The sequence below is a fragment of the Arthrobacter sp. 'calajunan' genome, assembly GCF_046940185.1.
GTDB classification, from domain to species: domain Bacteria; phylum Actinomycetota; class Actinomycetes; order Actinomycetales; family Micrococcaceae; genus Glutamicibacter; species Glutamicibacter soli.
Map to the genome: position 1 here is coordinate 1 of NZ_JBKZDY010000004.1, position 24,803 is coordinate 24,803.

27 protein-coding genes are annotated in these 24,803 nt (G+C 59.2%); 8 read left to right on the forward strand and 19 right to left on the reverse strand.

Features of this window, described 5'->3' with window-relative positions:
• Nucleotides 1-93: 93 nt before the first annotated feature.
• The 6 genes from RF641_RS07160 to zapE all read right to left on the reverse strand — a co-directional run bounded on the left by RF641_RS07160 (nt 94) and on the right by zapE (nt 4,726).
• Nucleotides 94-441, reverse strand: coding sequence for an RNA polymerase-binding protein RbpA (locus RF641_RS07160; RefSeq protein ID WP_047119111.1), 348 nt, complete (start codon nt 439-441; stop codon nt 94-96).
• A 189-nt stretch (nt 442-630) separates the two neighbouring features.
• A complete protein-coding gene (locus RF641_RS07165; RefSeq protein WP_047119112.1) occupies nt 631-1,557 on the reverse strand; it encodes an SPFH domain-containing protein in 927 nt (308 codons plus the stop codon).
• A gap of 64 nt (nt 1,558-1,621) precedes the next feature.
• Complete coding sequence (locus tag RF641_RS07170; protein ID WP_424572866.1) at nt 1,622-2,095, reverse strand: NfeD family protein; 474 nt, start codon at nt 2,093-2,095, stop codon at nt 1,622-1,624.
• A gap of 104 nt (nt 2,096-2,199) precedes the next feature.
• Nucleotides 2,200-3,048: a putative RNA methyltransferase gene (locus tag RF641_RS07175; protein ID WP_047119114.1), complete on the reverse strand. Its 849-nt coding sequence runs from the start codon at nt 3,046-3,048 to the stop codon at nt 2,200-2,202.
• Complete coding sequence (locus RF641_RS07180; RefSeq protein WP_424572867.1) at nt 3,048-3,686, reverse strand: peptide deformylase; 639 nt, start codon at nt 3,684-3,686, stop codon at nt 3,048-3,050. The genes RF641_RS07175 and RF641_RS07180 overlap by 1 nt, the downstream gene beginning before the upstream one ends.
• A gap of 2 nt (nt 3,687-3,688) precedes the next feature.
• Nucleotides 3,689-4,726: a cell division protein ZapE gene (zapE, locus tag RF641_RS07185; protein ID WP_424572868.1), complete on the reverse strand. Its 1,038-nt coding sequence runs from the start codon at nt 4,724-4,726 to the stop codon at nt 3,689-3,691.
• A gap of 327 nt (nt 4,727-5,053) precedes the next feature.
• Here zapE and RF641_RS07190 point away from each other — a divergent pair, with 327 nt between their 5' ends.
• The gene (locus RF641_RS07190) at nt 5,054-5,410 is read left to right on the forward strand and encodes an ArsR/SmtB family transcription factor (RefSeq protein ID WP_060617011.1); all 357 of its coding nucleotides are present in this window, start codon (nt 5,054-5,056) and stop codon (nt 5,408-5,410) included.
• A 305-nt stretch (nt 5,411-5,715) separates the two neighbouring features.
• Here the strand turns inward: RF641_RS07190 and RF641_RS07195 are convergent, their stop codons facing one another.
• The 3 genes from RF641_RS07195 to RF641_RS07205 form a co-directional block, all read right to left on the reverse strand.
• Nucleotides 5,716-6,306 carry a dihydrofolate reductase family protein gene (locus RF641_RS07195; RefSeq protein ID WP_424572869.1) on the reverse strand — a complete coding sequence of 197 codons (591 nt, stop codon included), beginning with the start codon at nt 6,304-6,306 and terminating at the stop codon, nt 5,716-5,718.
• 229 nt (nt 6,307-6,535) lie between these two features.
• A complete protein-coding gene (locus RF641_RS07200; protein ID WP_424572870.1) occupies nt 6,536-7,051 on the reverse strand; it encodes a dihydrofolate reductase family protein in 516 nt (171 codons plus the stop codon).
• An 86-nt stretch (nt 7,052-7,137) separates the two neighbouring features.
• The gene (locus RF641_RS07205) at nt 7,138-8,130 is read right to left on the reverse strand and encodes an arsenic resistance protein (RefSeq protein ID WP_047119120.1); all 993 of its coding nucleotides are present in this window, start codon (nt 8,128-8,130) and stop codon (nt 7,138-7,140) included.
• A gap of 116 nt (nt 8,131-8,246) precedes the next feature.
• Here RF641_RS07205 and RF641_RS07210 point away from each other — a divergent pair, with 116 nt between their 5' ends.
• Nucleotides 8,247-8,630, forward strand: a complete 384-nt coding sequence (locus tag RF641_RS07210) for a DUF3054 domain-containing protein (protein WP_047119121.1) — start codon at nt 8,247-8,249, stop codon at nt 8,628-8,630.
• Here RF641_RS07210 and RF641_RS07215 read toward each other — a convergent pair.
• Entirely contained in the window at nt 8,610-9,152 is a 543-nt protein-coding gene (locus RF641_RS07215; protein ID WP_052772366.1) for a hypothetical protein, read from the reverse strand. The genes RF641_RS07210 and RF641_RS07215 overlap by 21 nt on opposite strands.
• A 5-nt stretch (nt 9,153-9,157) precedes the next feature.
• Nucleotides 9,158-9,751 (reverse strand): sigma factor-like helix-turn-helix DNA-binding protein, encoded by a 594-nt coding sequence (locus RF641_RS07220; RefSeq protein WP_047119122.1) that lies wholly within the window; start codon nt 9,749-9,751, stop codon nt 9,158-9,160.
• 162 nt (nt 9,752-9,913) lie between these two features.
• Here RF641_RS07220 and RF641_RS07225 point away from each other — a divergent pair, with 162 nt between their 5' ends.
• The gene (locus RF641_RS07225; protein WP_047119123.1) at nt 9,914-10,195 is read left to right on the forward strand and encodes an Lrp/AsnC family transcriptional regulator; all 282 of its coding nucleotides are present in this window, start codon (nt 9,914-9,916) and stop codon (nt 10,193-10,195) included.
• Nucleotides 10,196-10,276: 81 nt separating this feature from the next.
• Here RF641_RS07225 and trpD read toward each other — a convergent pair whose 3' ends face one another.
• Entirely contained in the window at nt 10,277-11,344 is a 1,068-nt protein-coding gene (gene trpD / locus RF641_RS07230) for an anthranilate phosphoribosyltransferase (RefSeq protein WP_047120732.1), read from the reverse strand.
• Nucleotides 11,345-11,631: 287 nt separating this feature from the next.
• Between trpD and ctaE the strand changes: the two genes are divergently transcribed.
• From ctaE to qcrB, 4 genes are all read left to right on the forward strand, one after another.
• Entirely contained in the window at nt 11,632-12,270 is a 639-nt protein-coding gene (gene ctaE, locus RF641_RS07235; protein ID WP_082123897.1) for an aa3-type cytochrome oxidase subunit III, read from the forward strand.
• A gap of 76 nt (nt 12,271-12,346) precedes the next feature.
• On the forward strand, nt 12,347-13,141 hold the full coding sequence (gene qcrC / locus RF641_RS07240) for a cytochrome bc1 complex diheme cytochrome c subunit (protein WP_047119124.1): 795 nt from the start codon (nt 12,347-12,349) through the stop codon (nt 13,139-13,141).
• Between the two features lie 70 nt (nt 13,142-13,211).
• Nucleotides 13,212-14,264, forward strand: coding sequence for a cytochrome bc1 complex Rieske iron-sulfur subunit (gene qcrA, locus RF641_RS07245; RefSeq protein ID WP_047119125.1), 1,053 nt, complete (start codon nt 13,212-13,214; stop codon nt 14,262-14,264).
• Nucleotides 14,265-14,266: 2 nt separating this feature from the next.
• Nucleotides 14,267-15,937 carry a cytochrome bc1 complex cytochrome b subunit gene (gene qcrB, locus RF641_RS07250; RefSeq protein WP_424572871.1) on the forward strand — a complete coding sequence of 557 codons (1,671 nt, stop codon included), beginning with the start codon at nt 14,267-14,269 and terminating at the stop codon, nt 15,935-15,937.
• A gap of 519 nt (nt 15,938-16,456) precedes the next feature.
• Here the strand turns inward: qcrB and RF641_RS07255 are convergent.
• The 6 genes from RF641_RS07255 to RF641_RS07280 form a co-directional block, all read right to left on the reverse strand.
• Nucleotides 16,457-17,239 carry a GntR family transcriptional regulator gene (locus RF641_RS07255; protein ID WP_082123898.1) on the reverse strand — a complete coding sequence of 261 codons (783 nt, stop codon included), beginning with the start codon at nt 17,237-17,239 and terminating at the stop codon, nt 16,457-16,459.
• A gap of 112 nt (nt 17,240-17,351) precedes the next feature.
• Nucleotides 17,352-17,753, reverse strand: a complete 402-nt coding sequence (locus RF641_RS07260) for a cytochrome c oxidase subunit 4 (protein ID WP_047119128.1) — start codon at nt 17,751-17,753, stop codon at nt 17,352-17,354.
• Between the two features lie 2 nt (nt 17,754-17,755).
• Complete coding sequence (gene ctaD / locus RF641_RS07265; protein ID WP_047119129.1) at nt 17,756-19,474, reverse strand: aa3-type cytochrome oxidase subunit I; 1,719 nt, start codon at nt 19,472-19,474, stop codon at nt 17,756-17,758.
• A 5-nt stretch (nt 19,475-19,479) separates the two neighbouring features.
• Entirely contained in the window at nt 19,480-20,367 is an 888-nt protein-coding gene (gene ctaC / locus RF641_RS07270; protein WP_047119130.1) for an aa3-type cytochrome oxidase subunit II, read from the reverse strand.
• A 212-nt stretch (nt 20,368-20,579) separates the two neighbouring features.
• Nucleotides 20,580-20,954, reverse strand: coding sequence for a HesB/IscA family protein (locus RF641_RS07275; protein ID WP_047119131.1), 375 nt, complete (start codon nt 20,952-20,954; stop codon nt 20,580-20,582).
• 134 nt (nt 20,955-21,088) lie between these two features.
• Nucleotides 21,089-22,498 carry a dipeptidase gene (locus tag RF641_RS07280; RefSeq protein WP_047119132.1) on the reverse strand — a complete coding sequence of 470 codons (1,410 nt, stop codon included), beginning with the start codon at nt 22,496-22,498 and terminating at the stop codon, nt 21,089-21,091.
• 69 nt (nt 22,499-22,567) lie between these two features.
• On the opposite strand from RF641_RS07280, the gene RF641_RS07285 reads away from it, so the two are divergent.
• Nucleotides 22,568-23,161, forward strand: a complete 594-nt coding sequence (locus RF641_RS07285; protein ID WP_047119133.1) for a DUF3043 domain-containing protein — start codon at nt 22,568-22,570, stop codon at nt 23,159-23,161.
• Between the two features lie 537 nt (nt 23,162-23,698).
• Here RF641_RS07285 and RF641_RS07290 read toward each other — a convergent pair.
• Entirely contained in the window at nt 23,699-24,763 is a 1,065-nt protein-coding gene (locus RF641_RS07290) for a quinone-dependent dihydroorotate dehydrogenase (RefSeq protein WP_424572872.1), read from the reverse strand.
• Nucleotides 24,764-24,803 lie beyond the last annotated feature (40 nt).

Here is a 24,803-nt window from a genome sequence, read left to right on the forward strand (position 1 = left end):
ATAGTTGTCCGTCTGGTGGGATGGGAGTTTTGTATAACCTATAGGTGCCGCTGACGAATGGTTAGGGGAACCGGCCCGCAGTGCCGCTGCTGCCTAGACGGCTTCGCCGCGCGAGGTGCGCAACTGGGTCAGGCGGTCGGCCAGAATCTTCTCAAGTTCTTCTTCGCTGCGGCGTTCCAGCAGCATGTCCCAGTGCGTACGCACAGGCTTCTCGTTGCTGGCTTCCTCGGCCTTGGCCTCGCCATGCACCAGCTTGGCTTCCTTGCCGGTCTTGGTGGTCCAAGTTGCCGGGATCTCTGCCTCGGCGGCAAAGACGATGAAGACGGTTTCACCCTCTTCGGTACGGTATTCGACGCGCTGACGGGCAGCCGGCTCCACACCTGCCTCAGATTCCATGCTCTGTGCACCCAGGCGCATGCCTCGTAGGCTGCGATCGCTCATGTTTTCCCTCCGCGATGTCTAAAAAATTCGCTACACGTACCAACGTTTGGCGCGCTGAAATAATTCCATCCCAAGTGGGGGGAAGGTAAATTTTCGCACCAAAACATCCATTATACGCGTCTGCGGCGAGGTGCAAGCTTCGCACCTCGCCGCAGCGTGGTTATTGATCTGTTCGGATCACCCGGGGAATCAGATTCCCTCGGTGGTACCCGGAGTCGTCGGGCTCTTGTCAGCGCCCGTTCCGCCCAGTGCTCCGCCGATGCCCTTGAGCGCTTCGGTCAGCTCGCTCGGGATCACCCACAGGGTGTTCGAGGTGCCTTCGGCCAGCTTCGGCAGGGTCTGCAGGTACTGGTAGGCCAGCAGTTCCTGGTCCGGGCGGCCGGCGTGGATTGCGTCGAACACCTTCTGGATGGCCTGGGCCTCGCCGTCGGCGCGCAGGATCGAGGCCTGCGCGTCGCCCTCGGCCTTGAGGATGGCCGCCTGGCGCTCACCCTCGGCCGTCAGGATGTCGGACTGCTTGGTGCCTTCTGCCGTCAGGATCGCGGCGCGGCGGTCACGCTCGGCGCGCATCTGCTTCTCCATGGAGTCCTGGATCGACAGGGGCGGATCGATTGCCTTCAGCTCGACGCGCGAGACGCGGATGCCCCACTTGCCGGTGGCCTCGTCCAGCACGCCGCGCAGCTGGCCGTTGATCTGGTCGCGGCTGGTCAGGGCCTCTTCCAGGTTCAGGCCGCCGACGACGTTACGCAGCGTCGTGGTGGTCAGCTGCTCAACTGCCTGGATGTAGTTGGCGATTTCGTAGGTGGCCGCACGCGGCTCGGTGATCTGGAAGTACACCACGGTGTCGATGGAGACGACGAGGTTGTCTTCGGTGATCACCGGCTGGGGCGGGAAGGACACAACCTGCTCGCGCAGATCCAGCAGCGGGAGCAGCCGGTCCACGAAGGGAATCAGGAGGGTCAGACCCGGATTGAGGGTGCGGTTGTACTTGCCGAGGCGTTCCACAATGCCCGCTCGTGCCTGGGGCACGATACGCACACTGCGTAGTAGCACGACGATCACGAAGATCGCCAGAACGACAAGGACGATGGTCAAGCCAAAGCCATTACCGGACATGGTTTGTACTCTCTTTCCTTGTGCTTGAGTGATAAATCATGGGACGGAAAGCCGCTATGGCGGGTCAGCTTTCCGGGGCCTGGGGCGCGGGTTCCAGATAAGCGGTGGCACCCTGGACGCGGCGGACCACCGCGTAGGTGCCGGGCATCATGGTGGGCGAGTTCGCCTCTGAGCGGGCCGTCCAGATTTCTCCGTGGATCTTTGCCGAGCCGGACAGGCGCGAGGTCGGCTCCAGGATCAAGGCGTCCTCGCCGATCAGGCGTTCGATATTGGTCCGGAAACCGTCCGGGGACTTTTTCAGGTGTTGCACGGCAATGGGTCGGACCAGCAGGATCATCAGCAGGGAGATACCGCAGAAGACGACGACCTGAAGCCACATGGGGCCGCCCAAGAGCGCGACCGCGACACCGCCAAGGGCCCCGACGCCGAGCATGATGAAGTACAAGTCGAGCGAAAGCATCTCGATGATCGCCAGCAGCAGGAACACCGCGAGCCAGATGACCCATGCGTTGCTGACGATCCATTCCGCCGTTGTCATGGCTTCCACCTTTGCTCAAATAGATCAAGGGCCAGTTGCGAGTGGCCTTTTCTCCATTCTGCCGTAATCAGCAGGGGAAAGGTGTAGTCATTTTGGGGTATTTTCTAGCCCTGCGGGACGAATAAATGTACGTCGAAGGATGCTGTGACGGTGCGACTTCCGAGGGACGCGGCCTTGGCGCGCAGCACCTCGGGGGACAGGTGGTGCCCGGCCGGTCCCATGAAGGCCAGGTTGAACAGGTCCTCGGGATCAAGTTCCATGGCGTAGCTCAGGTTTCGGGATCCCAGATGGGCCAGCTGCTCCGTGCCGAACTTCTCGACCAGTGCCTCCTGCTTGCCGCCGGCAATCGACAGCATGTCCAGCGGCTCACGGACTTCTTCCAGATGGTCAGCGGCTCCGGTGACGACAAGGCACAGCCCTTGCGGGCGCAGGACGCGGCGGAACTGCGCCGGGTTGTGCGGCGCGAAGCAGTTGAGCACGACGTCGCGGGACTCATCCCGGCTGGGGATCTCGCGCCAGACATCCCAGACGACGGCCAGCGTGTCCGGCAGCTTGGCGGCCCGGCGCATGGCGAAGCGGGAGATGTCCATGGCCAGCGCGTCCTTGCGAGTGGCCGGATGGCGGTCCAGGATTTCTCCCAGGTAGTAGCCGGTGCCGGCGCCGGCGTCGATGATATCCAGCTGGTCGGCTGGATGGTGCGCTGCGACCAGGGCTGCGAGTTCGGCGGCCAGCGGCGCGTAGTGCCCCCGGTTCTGGAAGGCCTCGCGAGCCAGCACCATCGGCGAGGTGTCTTCGAGGAAGTTCGTGCCCTTGCCGGTCAGGAAGTTGAAGTAGCCCTGCTTGGCCGCGTCATAGCGGTGGCCGGCGGGGCAGGCCAGTGTGCGGCGGGGTGCGATGGACAGCTCCAGCGCGCCGCGGCAAAGGGGGCAGAGCAGCGTGGTGGCGTCCTGCATCAGAATCCCAGGGTTTCTCTGGCGGAGGCCACCGAGAGCCCTTGGTGGCGCCACAGTTCGGTTTCATTGATGAGCGAACGGGTGGCCGCCTTGTCGATGTAGACGGTCCCGTACAGGTGGTCGGTTTCGTGCTGCACGATCCGCGCCTGCCAGCCGGAGAAGTCGCGGACTACCTGTTTCCCGTCGCGGTCCTCGTAGATGGCCCGGATGTCGGCAGGCCGGGTCACGACTGCCTGGAATCCGTCGAAGGACAGGCAGCCTTCGTAGAACTTGGCCGTGCGTGCGCCGCGCGCCTCGTAGCTCGGATTGAAGATCTCGAAGTATTCCAGAGGCTCTCGCTCGCGTTCGGCGGCCATGTCTTCTGGCAGGTTGTAGAGGTCTTCGAGCACGGCAATCTTCAGGGGGATGCCGATCTGCGGGGCGGCCAGGCCAACGCCGGGGGCGTCGTACATGGTGTGGCGCATGACGGCCAGCAGCTCGTCGAGCAGTTCCTTGGGCAGCTGCCCGGTGTAGCTGACGGCCGGCTGGCGGAGGACGGGGTGTCCCAGCTGGACGATCGGCACCACATTGTCTTCGGCCTGGCTGAGCACCTCGACGACCAGGTTTTCGAGTTCTTCGGGGGAGTAGGTGATGCTCATGGTTACAGGCCCATCCGTTCAAGTTCAATAAGTTTCAGCTGCGCCAGGCGTGAGGCCAGCCGGTCGCGTTCGGTGTCGTGGAGCATCGAGCCCAGGTGTTCGAGCCTGTCAGCGGTGTACAGGTGCAGCTCGATGTCGCGGTCGTAGAAGATGTCCAGGACGTTCGCCAGCCGGCGCTCCTCGTCCTTGGGCAGGCCCAGGCTGGCCGGGATTCCCGTGATGTGCCAGCGGGTGAATCGCTGGATCAGCTCGAGGTAGTCCGCCGTGTTGCGTCGGGTGCCGCACAACTGGGCGAAGCTGATCCAGATGGTTTCACCCACCACGCAGGCAGGGCCGATCTCGTCGTAGCCGATCCGGATCAAGTCGCGCAGCTCGGAGCCCGGTTCGGCGTTGATTCCCACCGACAGGGTTCCCGCACGGTATCCGTGCTTAAATTCCTGATCATCAGAATCCAGCGTGCGGTAGTCGACGGCTCCATTGAGTTCGAAGACCGCAAAGTTCTCGCGGATCGCTGCGATGGTGGGCTGCACCAGGTGGTGGAAGGCGTCGTCGTCGAGCAGCTTTTCCGGTTCGTAGTTCGAGGTGGCAACCAGGAAGATCGAATGTTCCGCGCAGTATTTGACCAACCGCACCATCAGCATCGCGTCGCCGGGTTCGGTGCAGTGGAACTCGTCGAAGACCAGGATCTGCAGCCCCTTGAGCTCACGCGCCAAGCCTTGGCTGAAGATCGCGCCCAGGCGCTGGCCTGGAACACGGTTTTTGGGGGAGTTCAGGTTCTGGAAGAACTCGTGGAAGTGGAACCTCGCTGTAGTTTGCGGCGGCAACGAGGCAACCAGCGCATTGATGATCAGCGTCTTTCCACGCCCCGGCGGGCCGAAGATATAGGCGCCGTGTAGGTCGCCCGAGAATCCGCTGGCCGCGGTCGAGCTGAGAGTGCCGATCAACCGCAGCTGCTGTGCGTCCGGGGACAGCTGATGGCCTTCGATATTCCATAGAATCCGGGCCTCAAGCTCTCTGGCCGGTGCTGTTTTCGGGGGCATGGAGGGCATATATAAATCTTCCCATCTGGCGCGTGGTTGGCCAATTTATGTGCTCCGTGCCACGCCGATCGAAACCTAGAACACCCAAAGGACGTCAATAGCGCAGAAACGCAGTCGTCAGAGTCGTATTACGTTAATTCGAACAAGAAGATTTATTCAGGGGAGCAGGTGCGGGAGAGCTGAATACAGTGACGATTCCTAAGATCTCTTCCTTGAACCTATCGCTTTATCCGCTTGCGTGACCATAATGGACTCACTTGCGAACGGGAAGCATGTATCGGCTCCGGGAAGGTCTCGGTGCCATTTGGATGATTGGGAGCGCGCGTCATGACCAGTGAATCTGTGGCTGAACCGATGCGCGACCAAATTATCGACAGCGACCTGCTGGATATGTCCGTGCTGGTGCTCAAGACTCTTTCCGACCCGGCGCGGCTGCAGATCCTGTGGGCACTATGTCACGAGGACCGTACGTTGTCCGAATTGGCCCAGCAGGTTGGCGTGACGCCGTCGACCGTCAGCCAGCTGCTGACACGTCTGCGGACGGCTGGAGTCTTGCAAGCCCGCAAGTCCGGGCGTCACATGATCTATTCGATGCGCGACGAGCGTGCACGAGAGTTCATCCGCCAGACTTTGGACTTTGCGCGGTACCGCATGGAGCAGCAGGCCGATGGTGAAGCTTCGTAGCGCGTATTCATTCACGTTGCTGAAACGCGATAAAAACAGGGAATGCAGTGGCTTCTACGGACATTGCCGATAAGCCGATAATCTACATTATGTAAAGTAGTGGAAATCTGACTCTCCCCAACCGACCAGGTACTGCCGGTTCAACCGTGCATGCGAGCATCGATTGGCGACGGCCTCAGGTCAGTAGATTCCTGCGTCTAGTGATTGATCAGCGGCGACGATCCAGCGCTGTCGCCAGATAACCGTGCCGCTGTGATCCTGGGCCGCGCAGTTCACCATCCCGGAACGAGAACTGCGTCCTGCGTTCAGGGATTCACAGATCGCTGGTAGGTCAGGATGGCGACGCCAGCTGGTGAAATCAGCGAGCCTGACAAGATAAAGTCCGTGCGGTGGCCGTCAACGCCGAAAAGTCGTTTGCCGGATCCGAGGACGATCGGGTGCTGAAGCAACGTGTATTCATCGATCAGATCGTTTTTCGCCAGGGCCTGCACCAGTTGGCCCGAACCGAAGACGACCAACCTACCTTTCGTTGATTCCCGGACCTCGCGGACTCCAGAGGCCAGGTCTCCCCCGAGCCGCCGGCTGTTGGCCCATGCAAGCCGGTCGGTGTTCCGGGTGACGACATACTTGGGCATTCGATTCATTGACGCTATGGAAGGGTCGGCGGCATCCGCCTGAGACCAAGCCTCGGTGAAGATGTCATAGGTCCTTCGGCCCAACAGTATGCCAGCTGCGGAGGTCGTCAGCTTGCGCATGACGGCGTCCACGGTGTCGTCACCTGCGGCTGCGGCCCAGCCTCCAGCAGTGAACCCACCGTCACGGTCTTCCTCTGCCGACAATGGCGCTTGCATGACCCCGTCGATACTGACGAAATTCACGGCTACTATGCGACCCATGCGAAGCTCCTTGTACGGTGAGTTGGATTACAGGCTCCCAGATGACTTGAAGCCCCGCCAGAAGACGCCCAGTAACTCGCGTCCACGTACCGACCGGGGCCAGAAAGCAACCATGAACGTGTGGCAGTTGCGAATTGCCGGATGCGGGTTTCCAGGATGCCGCGACAACCGGTCCATGCGCTCAACCCGCAAACCGGTACCTACCCATCGTCACTCCCCCGTCGAAGACTCAAGTTTCCACGAGTTCGAGGTGTATATACCGGTCGATCAAGGCGAAGAACGGGGTGCCGCCTCCGACAAGCACCGGATGCGTGACCAGGGTGTATTCATCGATCAGGCCCGCGCGCATGGCAGCGGAGGCAAGCGATGCACCGCCGATGCGGATGGAGCCGATGAACTGTTTCTTGAGCCTTCGGATTTCCGCTACTGCATCACCGGTAAACAGCCTCGTATTCCAATCAAGCGGAAGGCTGTCGGAAGCGAACACCATTTTGGGAGTGTCCCGCCAGTTGCGGGCATATTCAACCTGGTCTGGCCGGGCATCGGGGGCCTGGTCCCCCGTGGGCCAATACGAGCTCATGGTTTCCCACAGTTTGCGCCCGTATAGCATGAGGCTCATCGACTGTTCTTCCTCAAGCCACCATCTGAATAGCTCCTCGGTGGAAACGCCCCATGAAATATCCCCGTCGGCATCGGCGATGTAGCCGTCCAGACTCACATTCATGCCGTAGATCAGGCGGCCCATGGCTGGTACTCCCCTCTGATTGGTCTGCCCAGTCTAGACCCGTCGGACGGGTATTCAGCCAGGGCGGCTGGATCCGCCGAGGGCGGTCAGGAATTCGATGAACTGCCCAGACCGAGCTTCTCTGGAATCAGTCGAGGCACCACCTTGACATAGATCAGCATTCCGAGAAGCTCGATGATCGTCTGTGCCACTACAACGGCAGGCACCAGGGCAAATGGCTCAGGCATGGCCAGGGCCAACGGCAGGACGACCAGCGAATTCCGCGTGGCACCGGAGAAGACTAGTGCACGCCGAGCTGGCACTGCGAGCTTGAAGATGCGTGAGATTCCCTTTCCCAAGGGCAGCATGATGACCAGGAAAAGCACGTAGAGAGGCACGACCGCCAACAGACGGGAGAAATCGGCCTTGACCGAACTGACCTGTGAAGCCACCACCAGGAACAGTACGAGGATCATCAGCGGCACCATGAGCAAATCCATCAGATCCTCGAGAACCTCGGCCGATCTAAACCTGCGGGCCAAAAGCTGCACCAGCATGGCTGAAACCAGCGGAACTGCTATCAGCCACGTGAATGCATGGACGAACGGTTCGGGGGTGACGACCTCACCCAATGCTCCGCCGGCAAACCAGGACAGATAGACGGGCAGTAAGACCACCTGGAGGAGCATCAATACAGGCGTGGCCGCCAGCAGCTGGTGGCCCGCTCCCCCGGCGATCCGGGTGAACACAATGACGTAGTCGACACACGGTGCGAGCAACACCAGCAGCAAGCCGATCAGCAATTCGGCATCTGCGGCAACCACGCGGCTCAGCAGCCAGCCAACCAGCGGAACCGCAAGAAAGTTCAGGATCACCACGGCCAGGAGGAACCGGATGTTGCGCAAAGCTCCGACGAGCCGGGTCAGCGGAATGGCGAGAAAGGTCGCGAAGAGCAACAGGCCGAGAACCGGATTGATTCCTGAATCCAGCTCGGCGGCCGCCTGAGGTCGCATCAGGCCGAACGCCGCGGCGGCCGCCACCGCAAGCAGGTACAAGGGCACCTGCCACTTTTGAAAAGTACGATTGGTGCGCTCCAACACTCGGGGATCCGCCTCTCTTGCCTGTGCCGTGATTCCGGCCTCTGCCGCCGCACCGCAACACCGTCCGGGCAATCAATTGATTCGTTGTTGCTGGAAGAAGAACCTAGGATAATTTCATGGCTCAAAAAATCCGTCAGTGGCCCGCTTGGGTTGCCATTGACCTTGTACTGATCGTTATCTTCGCCCTGCTCGGCCGCCGCGAACATGAGCACGGGCTCTCGCTTGGCGGGATCTTATGGACGGCACTTCCATTCTTAATCGGCTACGCGATCGTGACCCTGGCCTCGCGCCCGTGGAAAACCATTAACAACCTATGGCCCAGCGGAATCCTCATATGGATTGGAACCGTGGCTTTGGGCATCGCGTTGCGACTTGCGTTCAACGACACGGCTGCCGTGGCCTTCGTTATCGTTGCCACGCTGGTACTCGGACTGTTCCTGCTGGGCAGGCGCCTAGTCACAGGGCTGATCGCCAAGCGCTCAGCTAAGCAACAGGCCTAATCCGTAAGCGCCGGCCGCTACAAGCCCGCTGGCGAAAGTCCCGAGGATGAACTGTTCGGCAGCTTGGTGGTTTTTCAGTTCAGCGAATCGGCCAAGCCCCTTGACGGCCAGGACGACCGCAGTCCCCTCGGGCCAGCCGGCCCAGAGCGTCCCCACGATCGCCGCACGTTCAAGAAGTCCGATCCACAACCCGCCACGCAGCGGCGACGGATCGGACTTTTCTTGTGCCGAGGGATCGGGATTTCGAGAGGCCAAGGTGAAAACCAATTCGGTGAACGGACCGCCGAAGGCCAAGGCAAAGAGCACACTCAGCGAAATCGCCAGGGTGGCCGGTACTGGCTGGTTGCCGTCGACCGCGTGACCCATGAGCCCGAAGACCAGCGCAGCCAGCACGAGTATTGCGGCGGCGATGGTAAGCCAAGTTCGGATCGAAGCGCGGCGTCCTTTTGCGTAACTGAGAAAACTCGCCGCAACAGACAGGCCGGTGGCAGCGATCAAAATGACCCAGGCAGTCCAGAACACGTGCGCTACTCCCCTATCCGCTTTAATTGGCGGCCAAGCGACTTGGCCGCCTCATCCATCATGCGGTTCGCCTCGAACCACAGGGCTGCTGACAGCCTAGACGAAACGGCCTGCTGCGTGATGCCAAGACGTGCGGCGATCTGTTGCTGGGTCATGCCTTCATCAGCCAGCGTTCCAGCCTCCCACGCCGTGGCGCGACGCTTGGATACGACCGCAGCTGTCAATTGCAACTCCGCTTCCAACCGAGTCGCTTCATTGGTCGGCCCATGCACTGCTAGATGCGCATTGGTGTTCTTGGCCCGCTCAACTGCCACCCTGGCGAATTCGAAAGCGGGACCGCGACCTGCGCGCGTTTCGGCAGGCAAGGGCGTTTCAACCTGACCGAAGCCGATGCCAACGCTCCAGTCCCCCGAAGCCGCCATCATCACCGCAAGACGAATCGCTTCCGAAGCATCATCCATCACGGCTTGGATTTCGTCGCCGGCGGTTCGCTGGAACGGGCGGACCACCGATACGGTAGTATTGGCCTGTTTGACCAGTGCTTCAACCTTGTCGTCAGAGGAACGCGAACGCCTCTGATCAATAGTCAAGACAATCATGGAACAATGTTAAAACATTGTCTTCTATTTCACAAATCTTAAAACTTGTACCTCGGTAATTCTGGTCGTACTCGAAAAGCTGGAGTCTGACCCAACGTCGACTAAGGTTGAGTCAAGAGGATGGCCCAAAAGTAGGCGGGTCACGAGCATTGAGAGGTATCAATGGTTACCGCATTCGTAATGATTCAGACGGCTACCGACAGCATTCCTGAGTCCGCCCAGCAGATTTCGGAAATCGAAGGCATTCGCGAGGTCTACTCCGTTGCCGGCGATTGGGACCTGATCGCGATCGCACACGTGCACAAGCATGAAGACCTGGCTGAGGTTATCGCGAACAAGCTTTCCAAGATCCCTGGGATCAAAGCGACCCAGACGCATATTGCGTTCCGCGCGTACTCCACGCACGACCTGGATGCTGCGTTCTCCCTGGACTTGGGCGACTAAGCGCACCATCCAAAAGAGGCCTTGGTTCAACGCTTGTAATGCGTTGAACCAAGGCCTCGATTTGTTTTCCGCGGTATGTGGCTACCTACCGACTATCGCAGTGGTGGTTTGGGACCAAGTGGTTAGCACCTTGGCCGCGGCACCAGAGTCGATTGACCGCTTGGCCATGTCCAGGGCGGCTGCCATTCGGTCTTCGAAGCTACCCTCGGCCTGTTCATTGAACGCTACGATGCCAGCGGCCGCGTTCACAAGAACCGCGTCGCGCACCGGACCCGTGGAACCGTTGACGATGTCGCGTACAACCTGAGCATTATGTTGAGCGTCGCCACCGCGAAGATCCTCGAGCGTCGCTGGAGCGATGCCAATATCCTGAACATCGAAAGTGAACTCGTTGACCTGCCCATCGCGGACTTCCCAAACGCGATTCAGCGCGGTGGTGGTCATTTCGTCTAGCCCGTCCTCGCCCCGGAATACCAGGCCTCGAACACCGCGACTGGCCAAGACGCCTGCCATGATCGGTGCCATTAGAAGGTCTGAACAACCAATCGCTGAAGCACTGGGGAGCGCTGGGTTGGTGAGCGGCCCCATGAAGTTGAAGGCTGTCGGGATCCGGAGCTGACTCCGCGCGTTCGCCACATGCCGCATCGAAGGATGGAAGATATTGGCAAAGCAGAACGCAATCCCAACTTTGTCGTAAACCTCCACAAGCTGCTCGATTGGTACATCAAGTCGCACGTCGAGGGCTTCGAGCACGTCAGCGGAACCGGAGGATGACGACGAGGCGCGGTTGCCATGCTTAACGATATTGACCCCGGCGCCAGCGCAGACGAGCGTCGCCATGGTTGAAATGTTGACCGTATTCTGTCGATCACCACCAGTTCCAACAATGTCCAGAGTTGGTGCTTTGATGCTCAATGGGCGTGCATTGGCCACCATGGAGTCGACCAAACCAGTCAATTCGCCCACTGTTTCGCCCTTGGCGCGCAGCGCGACTAAAAAGCCAGCGATTTGTACGTCGCTTGCTTCGCCGTTCATGATTTCGTTCATTGCCCAGCCGGCTTCATCACGGCTGAGATCGCCGCCTGAAATCAGTGTGGACAGCAGATTTGGCCACGTTGGGAACTTTTCGTTTACAAGGCTCGTTGACACGTATGTAAGCCTAACGAGAAGCACGGAAATCGTTCTACTTCATGTCTTAAGAAGTTGTGTCTCCGGCCTCTGAAAACGGCACTTTGCAGGGAAGAATTACGCAACACAGGTGTTGCATAAGTAAATGTTTCGCGTGACTCGCCGAATCAAGCTCTACGAATTGTAGAAAGAGTTTGATTCGAACTTCCGCGTGTTTCCGCGGTTGTTGCGCTGATGTGGTGGAAGAAACCACTGTCAGACCCTTTTTGTATTGGTATCTGAGGGCCGTTTAGAGACATAATGTCAGTGTGACAACTGCGACTCATGCCCCAAATACGACGGCGCCACATGCGCCGAACCGCCCAAACATGGTGTCGGTGGGAACGATGGTGTGGCTCTCCAGCGAGCTCATGTTCTTCGCCGCCCTCTTCGCCATGTACTTCAGCCTCCGTGCTGCCGCGCCCGATCTCTGGGCGACTGAAACTGCCAAGCTGAATGTACCGTTCGCGCTGGTAAACACCTTGATTCTGGTGTCCAGCTCGTTCACGTGCCAGATTGGTGTTTTCAAGGCCGAGGCATTTAAGCCTCGCCGCACCGGCGGAGTGTTCAACCTCAAGGAATGGGGAATGATCGAATGGTTCATTCTCACCTTCATCCTTGGGGCTATCTTCGTTTCGGTCCAGGCCTACGAATACGCCGTCCTCGTTCATGAGGGCGTTGCTCTGAACTCGAACGGCTATGCTTCGGCGTTCTACATGACTACCGGCTTCCACGGCATTCACGTTGCCGGTGGCCTGATTGCATTCCTGCTGATCATTGGTCGTGCGATGCTCGCGAAGAAGTTTGGCCACTTCGAAGCAACCGGCGCCATCGTCGTGTCCTACTACTGGCACTTCGTTGACGTTGTCTGGATTGCTCTGTTCGCGATCATCTACTTCTTGAAGTAGGCAACTAACAATTCATCAGTTGCCTCCACAGAAGTACGGCAACACCACACCAAGAAATTAAGTGAGGAATCAGCAAGTGAAGGCTCTTTCGAAAAAGCGCCGCCACCCGCTCGCCGCTGTGGCCCTGCTGTTATTCGGATTGCTGATTACCGGCAGTCTCTACACTGCAGCGGGAAGCATCAGCGAAGCGAAGGCTGCGGACACCACCACTGCCTCGCAGTCGGATGTAGATGAAGGCGGAAAGCTTTTCGTCGCCAACTGCGCGACCTGCCACGGTATGAACGCTGAAGGAACCAACTCGGGTCCGTCGCTGATCGGCGTCGGCGCCGCATCGGTCGACTTCCAGGTTGGTACCGGCCGCATGCCGATGCAGATGCAGGGCCCGCAGGCCCAGGCGAAGCCAGTGCAGTTCACCGATGAGCAGATCTCGCAGCTGGCAGCATTCGTTGCCAGCCTCGGCGCAGGACCGGCAATCCCGGATGAGGAAAGCTTGGATACCACCAAGGGCGACGCCGCTCACGGTGGAACCGTGTTCCGCGTCAACTGCGCAATGTGCCACAACGCCGCTGCTGCCGGTGGCGCCCTGACCCGCGGTAAGTTTGCTCCGACCCTGGCTGGTGTCAGCGAGAAGCACATTTACGAAGCAATGGTTACCGGCCCACAGAACATGCCTGTGTTCAACGATTCGAACATCACCCCGGACGAGAAGCGTGACGTAGTCACCTTCCTGAAGACCATTGAAGCTAATGGTTCGGCCGGCGGCGTTGCTCTCGGTTCGCTTGGCCCAGTGGCTGAAGGCCTGTTCGTCTGGACCGCTGGTCTGGGTATCATCATCGCCTTCACCATTTGGTTGACCTCGCGTCCTTCCTAAGGCACTCGCGGCGTAGCGCCGCAAACATCACTACGTACAAAAATTCCTAACAGAAGGATGAGAGAGAAACATGGGCGACCATAGTCACGGCAGTCCCGAAAACTCGGGCACCGTTGCTAAGGCTGACGATGTGGCTCAGGACCGGTTCCCGGATCCAGGACTACCTCCGCACCGTCCGCGTCTCGCAGACCGCGATCCGCGCGCAGCCAAGCGACACGAGCGCCAAGTAGCGCTCCTATTTACCATCTCCATCATCGGCACGCTGTTCTTCTTCGTGTCCTACTTCGTCCTGGGCCACCTGGGCGACATGACTTTCGCTGAACTTCGTGTTCAGAACGCAGCTCTGGGCCTCGGCACCGCATTCGCGATGCTGGGTATCGGTGTCGGCATCGTTCACTGGGCCAAGACCCTGATGCCGGACCACGAACTGGTCGAGAGCCGCCACGAGATTCGCACCGAAGCAGATCGCCAGGATGCAGTCGAAATCGTTGACACCATCATCGAAGAGTCTGGCATCAAGCGCCGTCCGCTGATCCGCAACAGCCTGATTGGCGCCATTGCACTGGCTCCGATCCCTGCGATCTTCATGTTCCGCGACCTTGAGCGTTCCGGAAAGACCGCTGGCGAAATGGTCGAACAGCTGCGTCACACCATGTGGGACACCGGCGTTCGTTTGACCCGCGACCCATCGGGTACCCCGATCAAGGCTTCGGACGTACAGATCGGCTCGGCTTTCCACGTCATTCCCGAGGGTCTGAACGAGGCCGAGGACGTACTGAACGAAAAGGCCAAGGCCGTTGTTCTGCTGATGCGTATGGATCCACAGGAGATGAACATCTCCGAAGGCCGCGAAGACTGGAATGTCGACGGCATCGTCGCCTACTCCAAGATTTGCACCCACGTGGGTTGCCCCATTGCTCTGTACGAGCAGCACACCCACCACCTGCTGTGCCCTTGCCACCAGTCCACCTTTGACCTCGCCAACGAGTGCAAGGTTGTCTTCGGTCCGGCAGGTCACGCACTTCCGCAGTTGCCAATCATGGTTGACGCCGAAGGCTACCTGGTAGCCCGCAGCGACTTCCACGAACCGGTTGGCCCGGCTTACTGGGAGCGTGGTCAGTAATCATGGCGACTACTAACGAATACACTCCGTCGACCGCGACCGGCCGCTTGGCCAACTTCGTCGACACCCGCGTCGGAGCTTCGACCATCGTCAAGGAATTCGGTCGCAAGATCTTCCCTGACCACTGGTCCTTCATGTTCGGTGAAGTTGCGCTGTACACCTTCGTACTGCTGCTGCTTTCCGGCACCTTCCTGACCTTCTTCTTCGATCCTTCGATGGCCCACGTGGTCTACGAAGGCTCGTACGTACCGCTGAAGGGTATCGGCATGTCGACCGCAATGGCGTCGACGCTCGATATCTCCTTCGACGTGCGTGGCGGTCTGTTCATGCGCCAGGTACACCACTGGTCCGCGCTGCTGTTCGTTGCTTCCCTCTCCGTGCACATGCTGCGCGTGTTCTTCACCGGTGCGTTCCGTCGCCCGCGTGAGCTGAACTGGGTCGTCGGCGGCGTGCTGCTGATCATGGGCCTGGCTGCTGGCTTCACCGGCTACTCCCTGCCAGATGATCTGCTGTCCGGTAACGGTCTGCGCATCATCGACGGCGTGATGAAGGCCCTGCCTGTTGTGGGCACCTACCTGTCGATGTTCTTCTTCGGCGGAGAGTTCCCTGGCGAGCACGTGATCCCGCGTCTGTACTCGCTGCACATCATGATCGTGCCTGCGGTCATTATCCTGCTGCTGGTTATCCACCTGTTCATGGTTGTGACCCACAAGCACACCCAGTACCCTGGTCCGGGTCGCACCAATGACAACGTTGTTGGCTTCCCAGTGGGTCCTGTGTACGCGTCCAAGGCTGGCGGCTTCTTCTTCATCGTCTTCGGCATCGTTGCTTTCATTTCGGGTATCTTCCAGATCAACCCGGTCTGGAACTATGGTCCGTACGACCCGTCGCCGGTGTCCGCTGGTACCCAGCCTGACTGGTACATCGGATTCGTTGACGGCGCGCTGCGCCTGATGCCGGGTGTCCTGGGCGACTTCAGCTTCGTGTGGAACATTCCGTTCCCATGGGGCGACAACTCCCTGGTCCTCTCGGTGCTGCTGCCAGCCCTGGTTCCTGCAGGTGCCCTGTTCACGGTCATGTTCGCATGGCCATGGATCGAACGCTGGGTTACCAAGGACAACCGCGAGCACCACTTGCTCGACCGTCCGCGCAACGCACCGTTCCGCACCGCAATGGGCGCCGCTGGTGTTGTCTTCTACTGCGTGATGTGGGCAGCTGCCTCGTCCGACTTGATTGCAACCCACTTCCACGTCGCACTGAACGATGTCACTTACTGGCTGCGCGCGCTGTTCTTCGTCGGCCCACTGGTGGCCTTCTGGCTGACTCGCCGCATCTGCCTGTCGCTGCAGCGCAAGGATCGCGAGATCGTGCTGCACGGCCGCGAAGCCGGCATCATCCAGATGTCGCCGGAAGGTGGCTTCTCGGAGAAGCACGAGGAAGTAGATGTCTACAAGCGTTACCTCCTGACCAACTTCAACGACAACCAGTACATCCCGGCCCAGCCGGATGCTGCCGGGCACATCTCCCGCAAGGAGAAGCGTCGTGCGAAGATCTCGAAGTTCTTCTTCGAAGATCGCGTCGCCCCAGTAACCCCGTCGGAGCTCGCAGCTGCCAAGGCAGCCCACGGCCACCACGAGGTTGAAGGCGAGAAGCAGGACTCGATCGAGAAGTAATCTCGACTCGCGTTAGTCACAAAACGAGGGACATACCGAAAGGTATGTCCCTCGTTTCGTTAACCCGCAACCCTGCAGGCCGCAGAATGACCGCTGAGGGCCTCAACAGTAGCCAAGTGGGTTCCTCGTCGGCCGGCGGCGTTCTGACCCTGCTACACGGGTACCAGGAGCTGTTGGCCATGGCAAGCGTTGACCGGACTGCCGACATCATCGAGTCCGAGCTGAGGGCTAAGCGCGGGCCTCCCCCCGCCGTAAAGTGCAAAACTGGGACTTCGGCTCTCATCGGCAGGATACCCACCGCTGATCTGCTAGTGGCCAGGAATCGCCACGCTCCCGATGTATCGACAGGACTGATCTGGTCCCGCGCTGCTGGGGTTCCCGCACCTCGCGCTAATCGGAGGTTTGTAGATGCTCCGGGAGAACTTTCCAAGCGGAGGCTCCTGCGCAAGGGACGGTACAGCACCCAGAGTCGGATGGAGCACTCTCCCCGCCCGTGCGCCTGTCCATCAGGGTCCGCTACTAGACCGTGTCGGTATAACGCGGTGTGCCGGTTCCGAGGCGCTGCAGCGGCACGAACAGCTTGTAGCGGTCCGAACGGTACAAGGAGATCGAGTAGTCGGCCAGGCGTTCGCCGATGTAGGCGTAGCGGGTGATCTGCAGCAGGGGGAAACCGGGTTCCACGCCCAGCAGCTGCGCCTGTCGCTTGCTGGCGGCGGTGCTTTCGACCTGGTCCTCGCCCCACTCCAGAAGGATGCCATAGCGTTCGTGCAGGGCTTGGTAGAGCTTCGAAGGAGGCTCGCCGTCGACGAATCCGGGCACCAGATCGGCTGGCATGTAGTTTTCATCCAAGCTCATGGGGGTGCCGTCGGCCAGCAGGAGGCGCTTGAACTGCACGACACCGGTTCCCTCCTCGACCATGAGCTGGGATGCGAGGTTGGGGTTGGCCTTGATTTCGGAGAATTCCAGTACGTGGGCGTCTGGCACCATGCCTCGGCGCATCATGTCTTCTGAATAGGAGTGCAGACGTACGCGCAGGTCGAGCTTCTCAGGCACAACGAATGTTCCGATACCCACAACACGCTTGAGCACCTGTTCATCGACCAGCGCGTCGATTGCCTGCCGGATGGTCTTGCGGGCCACTCCGAAGTGTTCTGCGAGCACACGTTCTGGCGGGAGGCGGTAGCCGGGCTTGCAATCCTCGCGGGCATGGTTCTTGAGGATTTCTCTGATCTGTCGGTATTTGCTGACCTTGCTGTCCGGATCAAGAACTGCCTGCACGATCGGCTGCGGAGCATGGCGCACCGGGAACTCCTCCTCATCAACGCGCCTGGATATCAAGCGGGTAGGAATACTGCTGTTAAAAGACTAACGGGGTGACAAGCAATATTGCTTGTCACCCCGTTAGGGTTAGTGCCTAGTGTGCGTGGTCACCGCGGCTGTATTCATAAACCCAACCAACCAGTGCGATCACTGCCAGGCCTGCGCCTACGAAGAACACCCACCATCCAACGGCAATGCCGAGGAAGCCGATGGCTGCAGCGCCGGCGAGTACCAGTGGCCACCAGCTCCATGGGGAGAAGTGTCCAATGTCGCCTGCGTTCTCGTGGATCTCACCGTCGACGCGGTCCTCTGGACGAGGGCCGACACGGCGGGCGGTGAAGTACAGGTACCAGCCGACCATGCCGCACAGGCCGCCGGTCAGCAGCAGTGCAGGGAAGCCGACGAGTTCCTGCCAGTTGGTCATGTAACCGTAAACGAAAGCCACTGGGATGAAGAAGAAAATTCCTCCCAGGAACATCCATGCTTCAACTTTCATCTTTACAGGTCCTTCTGATCAGCGGGGCCAAAGATCTTCGCTACCGGAGACTCTGGGGTGACGCGGCCGCTCAATTCCGGGTGGTGCAGATCCAGAGCTGGACGCTCCGAACGGATGCGAGGAATCGAGTGGAAGTTGTGACGTGGTGGAGGGCAAGAGGTTGCCCACTCCAGCGAAGCGCCGAAGCCCCATGGATCATCAACTTCAACCTTCTTGGCATTGCGGTGGGTGATCCAGACGTTCCAGAAGAATGGAATCATCGAAGCGCCCAGGATGAATGCGAAGACGGTGGAGACCTGGTTCATGGCAGTGAAGTTGTCTTCAGGCATGTAGTCGGCGTAGCGACGTGGCATACCCATGACACCCAGCCAGTGCTGGATGAGGAAGGTTCCGTGGAAGCCAACGAACAGCAACCAGAAGTGGATCTTGCCCAGACGCTCGTTGAGCATGTGCCCGGTCCACTTTGGCCACCAGAAGTAGAATCCAGCGAACATTGCGAAGACAACGGTACCGAAGACCACGTAGTGGAAGTGAGCCACAACGAAGTAGGTATCGGAAACGTGGAAGTCCAGAGCCGGAGCCGACAGGATAATACCGGTCAGGCCACCGAACAGGAAGGTGATCATGAAGCCGATGCTCCAGAGCATCGGGGTTTCAAAGGTGATCGAGCCGCGCCATAGCGTGCCGATCCAGTTGAAGAACTTCACACCGGTCGGAACCGCGATCAGCATGGTCATGAAGCCGAAGAACGGCAGTGCAACCGAGCCGGTGACGTACATGTGGTGTGCCCACACGGAAATCGACAGGGCAGCAATCGAGATGGTCGCGAAGACCAGGCCCTTGTAGCCGAAGATCGGCTTGCGGGAGAAGACCGGGAAGATCTCGGAAACGATGCCGAAGAACGGCAGCGCGATGATGTACACCTCAGGGTGGCCGAAGAACCAGAACAGGTGCTGCCAAAGAATGGCACCGCCCGTTTCCGGATCGAAGATATGCGCCCCGAAGCGGCGGTCAGCACCCAGTGCGAACAGAGCAGCTGCCAGCGGCGGGAAAGCCATCAGGATCAGCAACGAAGTGATCAGGGTATTCCACGAGAAGATCGACATACGCCACATGGTCATACCTGGTGCACGCAGGCAGATGATGGTGGTAATGAAGTTCACTGCACCAAGGATGGTGCCGAAGCCCGACAGAGCCAGACCGAAGACCCACAGGTCTCCGCCGATGCCCGGCGAGAACGTGGTGTTTGACAGCGGTGCATAAGCGAACCAGCCGAAGCTGGCTGCACCCTGCGGGGTGAGGTAGCCGGCCAGCGCTACGGTCGAACCGAAGGCGAAGAACCAGAAAGCCAGTGCGTTCAAACGTGGGAAGGCCACGTCCGGCGAGCCGATCTGCAGCGGCATCATGACGTTGGCGAAACCTGCGAACAGCGGGGTTGCGAACATCAGGAGCATGACGGTGCCGTGCATGGTGAACAGCTGGTTGTACTGTTCCTTGGTCTGCAGGATCTGCATACCTGGTTCGAAAAGCTCTGCGCGGATCAGCAGCGCCATAACGCCACCGATGCAGAAGAAGACGAACGACATGATCAAGTACATGTACCCGATCTTCTTGTGGTCGGTCGAAGTAATGAAGTCGACGAAGAGGCGACCCTTGGACTTCGGCACAACGGCTGGGGCAATCGACTTCACGTCGTCAGTTGCATATTCAAACGTAGTCATAGCGATTACTCTCCTTCCCCTTCGTGCTTAACGATCACGCTGTTCACGGTGTCCGGACTGCGATCGTATTCTTCACCAATGTGTCCATCTTCCAGCTTGGCCATCTGAGCCTTGAACTCTGCCTCGCTGACAACCTTCAAGTTGAAGAGCATCTCGGAGTGGTACTCGCCGCAAAGCTCGGCGCACTTACCGTCGAAGGTACCTTCAACCTGTGGGGTCAGGTAGATGTGATTGGTCTTACCTGGGATCATATCCAGCTTCTGAAGGAAGGCCGGAACCCAGAACGAGTGGATGACATCGCGGCTGTTGAGCTGGAACTCTACCGACTTGCCAACTGGCAGGTACAGGGTTGGCAGAGTTTCCTGAATGCCCTCGGAGCCATCTTCGTTCAGGTGAGCCTGAATGCCGGCGTAGTGCTTCTCCTGGCCACCATCGAAGGTGTAGTTGAAGTCCCAAGCCCACTGCTTGGCGCGAACGTCGACGACGATCTCCGAGTCAACAGGCTTGTTGATGCTGTTAACCAGGTTGTTGTTGAAGCTAAAGAAGACCAGAACAAGGACCAATGGAATGGCCGTGTAGAAGATCTCCAATGGCAGGTTGTAGCTCAGCTGACGTGGGTAGCCAGTATCGTTCTTGCGGCGACGGTAGGCGATGATGCACCACAGCATCAAGCCCCAGGTCAAAACACCGATGACAACCACTGCAATCCACGAGTTAACCCAGAAGTCCTGGATTGCTGCAGTGTGGTTGGTGGTGTCGCGGTCCACGTTCGGAAGCCAACCGCGTTGAACTTCCGCTGAACATCCCGTCAACAGCAATGCGCTGGTGCCGACCAAGGCCAATACTTTGGCCTTGGCTTTACCGCGACTGCCGGTTCGGTCTTGCGAACTCACAGACGGCCCTTCCTCTTTGTTGGTGCAGAATGTGGTCTCCATAAGTCACCTCGCGAATTACTGCTTGCACGGTGAGGCGGCTTATGAAGCGAAACATAGTTTTACTACTTAACGTAGAGCTTACCCTCTCAGGGCCCAGAATACCGAAAAACGCCGCTGTTCAAACGAGAAATTTCTTCAACGTTTGAACAGCGGCGTTAGTTCCCTAGGGCCTAGTGGAAGGAATCTCCACAGGCGCAGGAGCCGGAGGCTGCGGGGTTGTCGATGGTGAAGCCCTGCTTGGAGATGGTGTCTTCGAAATCGATGGAGGCTCCGGCTAGGTATGGAACGCTCATCTTGTCGACGATAACTTCCACGCCGTCAAAGTCGCGGACCGCATCGCCATCGAGCATGCGCTCATCGAAGTAGAGCTGGTAGATGAGGCCCGAGCAGCCGCCTGGCTGAACGGCGATGCGCAGGCGCAGGTCATCGCGGCCTTCCTGCTCCAGGAGCGAGCGAACCTTGGCTGCTGCGACATCTGAAATATTGACGTCGTGAGTTGGGACCTCGGTTGGATCACCCTTGGTCTGGTCTACGGCTGCAGTCATCATTTCCTCCCAAACTGCTTGGCTAGGCACCAGGTTTCATCATTGTGACGGGCACCTGGGGCCTTTGTTCTTAGTTCTATCCTACGTCGGGGACCCAAATAAAGCTCCCCCTTGAACTGCGTCTATGACGCGGCTCATAGACCTTCGGAGTCAATCCGTGCCAGAAGCAGCGCCTCTGCCTCAATTGCATGCTGGAAATCTCCCAAATGCAACGACTCGTTTGCCGAGTGGGCTCGCGAGTCCGGATCTTCCACACCGGTCACCAGAATCTGAGCTTCCGGGAAAACGTCCGAAAGGTCGGCGATGAACGGAATGGAGCCGCCCAGTCCCATGTGAACCGGTACAACTCCCCAGGCTTGTTCCAGGGCCCACGAAGCGGCGCCATTGGCTGAGGCAGCCAGATCCGCCAGATAGGCATTGCCGGCTTCAACCGCCTTGAACTCCACTTCGGCTCCCCTGAGGTCCACATTCATGACGTGTTCCTCGAAGGCTTCCAGGGCCTTGGCTGGATCCTGCCCGGGTGCCAACCGCATTGAAACCTTGAAGCGCGCCTGCGGAATCAGGGTGTTCGAGGAGTGGTCGACACTTGGCATATCCATACCAATGACACTGAGCGCTGGTTTATTCCACAGGCGATCGGTGATCTTTCCCGTTCCAGCCAGCGAATAGGAATCGAGCGCACCGGAATCCCGGCGGAATTCAGCTTCATCGAAGTCGACATCCGCCGCGTCGTTGGACACGAGGCCCGCGATGGCCACGGCACCGTCCTCGTTGTGGAAGGTGGAGATGAGTTTCGCCGCCAGGATCGGGGCGTCGAGTATCGGACCGCCGAACATGCCAGAATGCACCGCATGGCGAAGCGAGCGCACGGTGATCTCCGCAGCACACATACCACGAAGGGAGCTTGTAAGCGCCGGGGTTCCTACGGCCCAGTTGCTGGAATCGGCGACGATGATGACGTCTGCCGCCAGTTTGTCCTGGTGGGCTTCGAGGAAGTTTCGGAAGGACGGCGAACCGGCTTCTTCCTCGCCTTCGAAGAAGTACGTAACACCGACGCCGAAGTCCGCCACCAAGTCCAGGACGGCGCGCAGGGCGGCGATATGGACCATGATGCCGGCCTTGTCGTCTGCGGCTCCCCGGCCGAAGAGCCGGTCTCCCACTCGGGTGGCCTCGAACACCGGCGTGTTCCAGTCCGCTTCATCGCCTGGAGGCTGTACATCGTGGTGGGCGTACAGCAGAACGGTTGGTTTGCCGGGGGCCGCCGGGCGACGGGCGACAACTGCAGGAGCTCCCATGGCGCCCGAATCGGTGGGTTCGCGCAGGATCTCAACGCTTGGCATGCCGGCGCCCTTGGCCAGAGCCGCGACCGCTTCGGCAGATTTTTCGAGGTTCGCTGGGTCGAAGGATTCCCACGCGATGCTGGGGATGGCAACCAACGAGGTCAACTCTTCGAGGATCTGCTCGAAGTTCGACTGGATGTGGTTCTTGAGGCTAGCTACGTCCACACCATGTGCGGAGGCCTCAGGCATTGAATTTGATGACATGCTTTCAGCCTAGCAATTCTTGTGGTTGCGAATGTCACCTGATGATTCAATCCCCGCTAGGATAGAGGGGTGTTTGGACGTAAGAAGGATGAATCTCAATCCCAAGTAAATGTGGAGCCTGTTGAGCAGGCTTCTGAATCGACCGACGGTCGTAAGGCTGGCCCGACGCCCAAGCGCAACGCGCAGCAGGCGAATCGCCAGCGTCCGTTGGTCCCGACTGACCGCAAGGCCGCGAAGGAAGCTGAGCGCCAACAGCGCATCGAGGCCCAGAATCGCCTGCGTGTTGCCAACGAAACCGGTGATGAACGCTACCTCATGGCTCGCGACAAGGGCCCGCAGAAGCGCTATGCACGCAACTTCATCGACTCGCGGTGGATGGTAGGCGAGTTCATGATGTTCTTCATCCTCGCCTTCCTCGTTGTTTCGCTGACTTTCAGCGGTAATCTGGCCGTACAGATGTACGTCCAGGGCGCCCTCTGGGTCCTGATTGCCGTGATCATCATCGAGGCAATCGTCACGACTTCGATCTTGAAGCGTCGTCTCGTCGCCAAGTTTGGCTCGCTGGATCGCGGTGTTCGCATGTATGCCACGATGCGCGGAATGCAGTTCCGCAAGTTGCGCCTGCCTAAACCGCAGGTCAAGCGCGGAGCATCGATCGACTAATCGATCCCGACAACTTCAAAGGGCGGATTCCACTCGGAATCCGCCCTTTTCTCTTGACCGAAATCGACATATTCCGCACGCGGCGCAACCTTTGGTGAGCCTCCCTGAGGATGGTTTCACCAGCTTTAAAGTTTGTCCTGTCACCCTTTCGCAGGCAGGCAGGCGACCATTTACAAGGTCAGGGCTTTGATGGAGGCTGGAAATTCGTGAGCGCTATCAACGTCAGGCGCGCTTGGCCCGAGCTGTCGGAGTCTGACGTCGCGAAGTGCGCGAAAATTGCTGGTTCGGCGAAATTTTCTTGTACCCGTGGTTACAAGTTCTCATGCGCACGTTTGAACAGAAATCTGCAAACAAGCTTTCAATCTTGTTTATTGGAAGACAAGACCCTTCGTGTGTCGATACTCCCCCGCATCCATGCAGCGTGGCCACATTGCCCGGGAGTGAAGCAGCGGCGTTCAGTCTCCACGCTCTTTAAAACGACGGAGCTTCGAACCAATTCGGTTCGAAGCTCCGTTGTAGTGTTTGGCTGTGCCTTGGTTAGAGCATTTGCTCCAAAGCACGGTTGATCGAGCGCGCCCAGAAAGGCCCCTCGTAGAGGAATGCGGTGTAGCCCTGCACAAGGTTTGCACCTGCATCCAAGCGGGCTTTCACGTCTTGCGCGTCGGTCACGCCGCCAACGGCGATGATTGCCATCTCGGATGGAACCAAGGCTCGAAGCTGGCGCAGGACTTCCAGGGAACGCTGCTTCAGCGGGGCGCCGGACAGGCCTCCGGCCCCGATCTTCTCGACCATCGCCGCGGAACTCTTCAGCCCTTCGCGTCCGATGGTGGTGTTGGTGGCGATGATGCCGTCGAGTTCCAGCTCGGTGGCGAGCTTTGCTACATCGGCGATGTCTTCGTCGCTCAGATCCGGTGCGATTTTGACGAGCAGCGGTACGTGCCGGCCTGCAACATGGTCGGCGAGTTCGCCGACCTCGGTCAACAGGGGACGCAGCGTTTCAACACTCTGCAGCAGACGCAGCCCCGGGGTGTTCGGGCTGGAGACGTTCACGACCAGGTAGTCGGCGTGGATGGCCAGCTGTCGGGTTGAAGCGAGGTAATCCCCCACCGCTTCGCCAAGCTCGACGACCTTGGTCTTGCCGATGTTGACGCCCACCACCGGACGATTTGCCGCGTAGTCCGACTTCAACTGCTGGCGAGCCTGCGCCACCCGCGCGGCAACAACCTCGGCGCCTTCGTTGTTGAATCCCATGCGGTTGATGACCGCGCGGTCTTCAACCAGACGGAACAAGCGAGGCTGCGGGTTTCCTGGCTGGGCTTGTCCGGTCACTGTGCCGATCTCGACATGGCCGAAACCAATGTCGCTCAAGGCCATGATGCCGGTAGCGCCCTTGTCAAAACCTGCGGCCAGGCCGAAGGGCGAGGGGAAATCGATCCCCATCACGGTACGCTTCAGCTTCGGAGCGGGAGCGAAGAATTTGCGGGCTGCCTTGGTCAATCCAACGCGCTGGGCGATCTTGATCGCATCGAAAGCGAAGTGATGGGCCTTTTCAGGATCCATCTTGGCGAAAACGTGCTTGAAGACCAAAGGATAAATGCGCATGGTTCCAATCTTCCCGTGAAATGGGGTCTGTAGACAACTT

Excerpts from the sequence above, each read along its gene's own strand:
- RF641_RS07165 (WP_047119112.1), bottom strand. The coding sequence starts at position 1,557 with ATGTCCGGTAATGGCTTTGGCTTGACCATCGTCCTTGTCGTTCTGGCG.
- RF641_RS07275 (WP_047119131.1), bottom strand. The coding sequence starts at position 20,954 with ATGACTGCAGCCGTAGACCAGACCAAGGGTGATCCAACCGAGGTCCCA.
- ctaD (WP_047119129.1), bottom strand. The coding sequence starts at position 19,474 with ATGACTACGTTTGAATATGCAACTGACGACGTGAAGTCGATTGCCCCA.
- RF641_RS07200 (WP_424572870.1), bottom strand. The coding sequence starts at position 7,051 with ATGGGCCGCCTGATCTACGGCATGAATGTGAGTCTGGACGGCTACATC.
- RF641_RS07290 (WP_424572872.1), bottom strand. The coding sequence starts at position 24,763 with ATGCGCATTTATCCTTTGGTCTTCAAGCACGTTTTCGCCAAGATGGAT.
- RF641_RS07280 (WP_047119132.1), bottom strand. The coding sequence starts at position 22,498 with ATGTCATCAAATTCAATGCCTGAGGCCTCCGCACATGGTGTGGACGTA.
- RF641_RS07170 (WP_424572866.1), bottom strand. The coding sequence starts at position 2,095 with ATGACAACGGCGGAATGGATCGTCAGCAACGCATGGGTCATCTGGCTC.
- qcrB (WP_424572871.1), top strand. The coding sequence starts at position 14,267 with ATGGCGACTACTAACGAATACACTCCGTCGACCGCGACCGGCCGCTTG.
- RF641_RS07210 (WP_047119121.1), top strand. The coding sequence starts at position 8,247 with ATGGCTCAAAAAATCCGTCAGTGGCCCGCTTGGGTTGCCATTGACCTT.
- RF641_RS07195 (WP_424572869.1), bottom strand. The coding sequence starts at position 6,306 with ATGGGTCGCATAGTAGCCGTGAATTTCGTCAGTATCGACGGGGTCATG.
- RF641_RS07225 (WP_047119123.1), top strand. The coding sequence starts at position 9,914 with ATGGTTACCGCATTCGTAATGATTCAGACGGCTACCGACAGCATTCCT.
- RF641_RS07160 (WP_047119111.1), bottom strand. The coding sequence starts at position 441 with ATGAGCGATCGCAGCCTACGAGGCATGCGCCTGGGTGCACAGAGCATG.
- RF641_RS07190 (WP_060617011.1), top strand. The coding sequence starts at position 5,054 with ATGACCAGTGAATCTGTGGCTGAACCGATGCGCGACCAAATTATCGAC.
- qcrA (WP_047119125.1), top strand. The coding sequence starts at position 13,212 with ATGGGCGACCATAGTCACGGCAGTCCCGAAAACTCGGGCACCGTTGCT.
- RF641_RS07260 (WP_047119128.1), bottom strand. The coding sequence starts at position 17,753 with ATGAAAGTTGAAGCATGGATGTTCCTGGGAGGAATTTTCTTCTTCATC.
- RF641_RS07180 (WP_424572867.1), bottom strand. The coding sequence starts at position 3,686 with ATGAGCATCACCTACTCCCCCGAAGAACTCGAAAACCTGGTCGTCGAG.
- RF641_RS07220 (WP_047119122.1), bottom strand. The coding sequence starts at position 9,751 with ATGATTGTCTTGACTATTGATCAGAGGCGTTCGCGTTCCTCTGACGAC.
- RF641_RS07175 (WP_047119114.1), bottom strand. The coding sequence starts at position 3,048 with ATGCAGGACGCCACCACGCTGCTCTGCCCCCTTTGCCGCGGCGCGCTG.
- zapE (WP_424572868.1), bottom strand. The coding sequence starts at position 4,726 with ATGCCCCCGAAAACAGCACCGGCCAGAGAGCTTGAGGCCCGGATTCTA.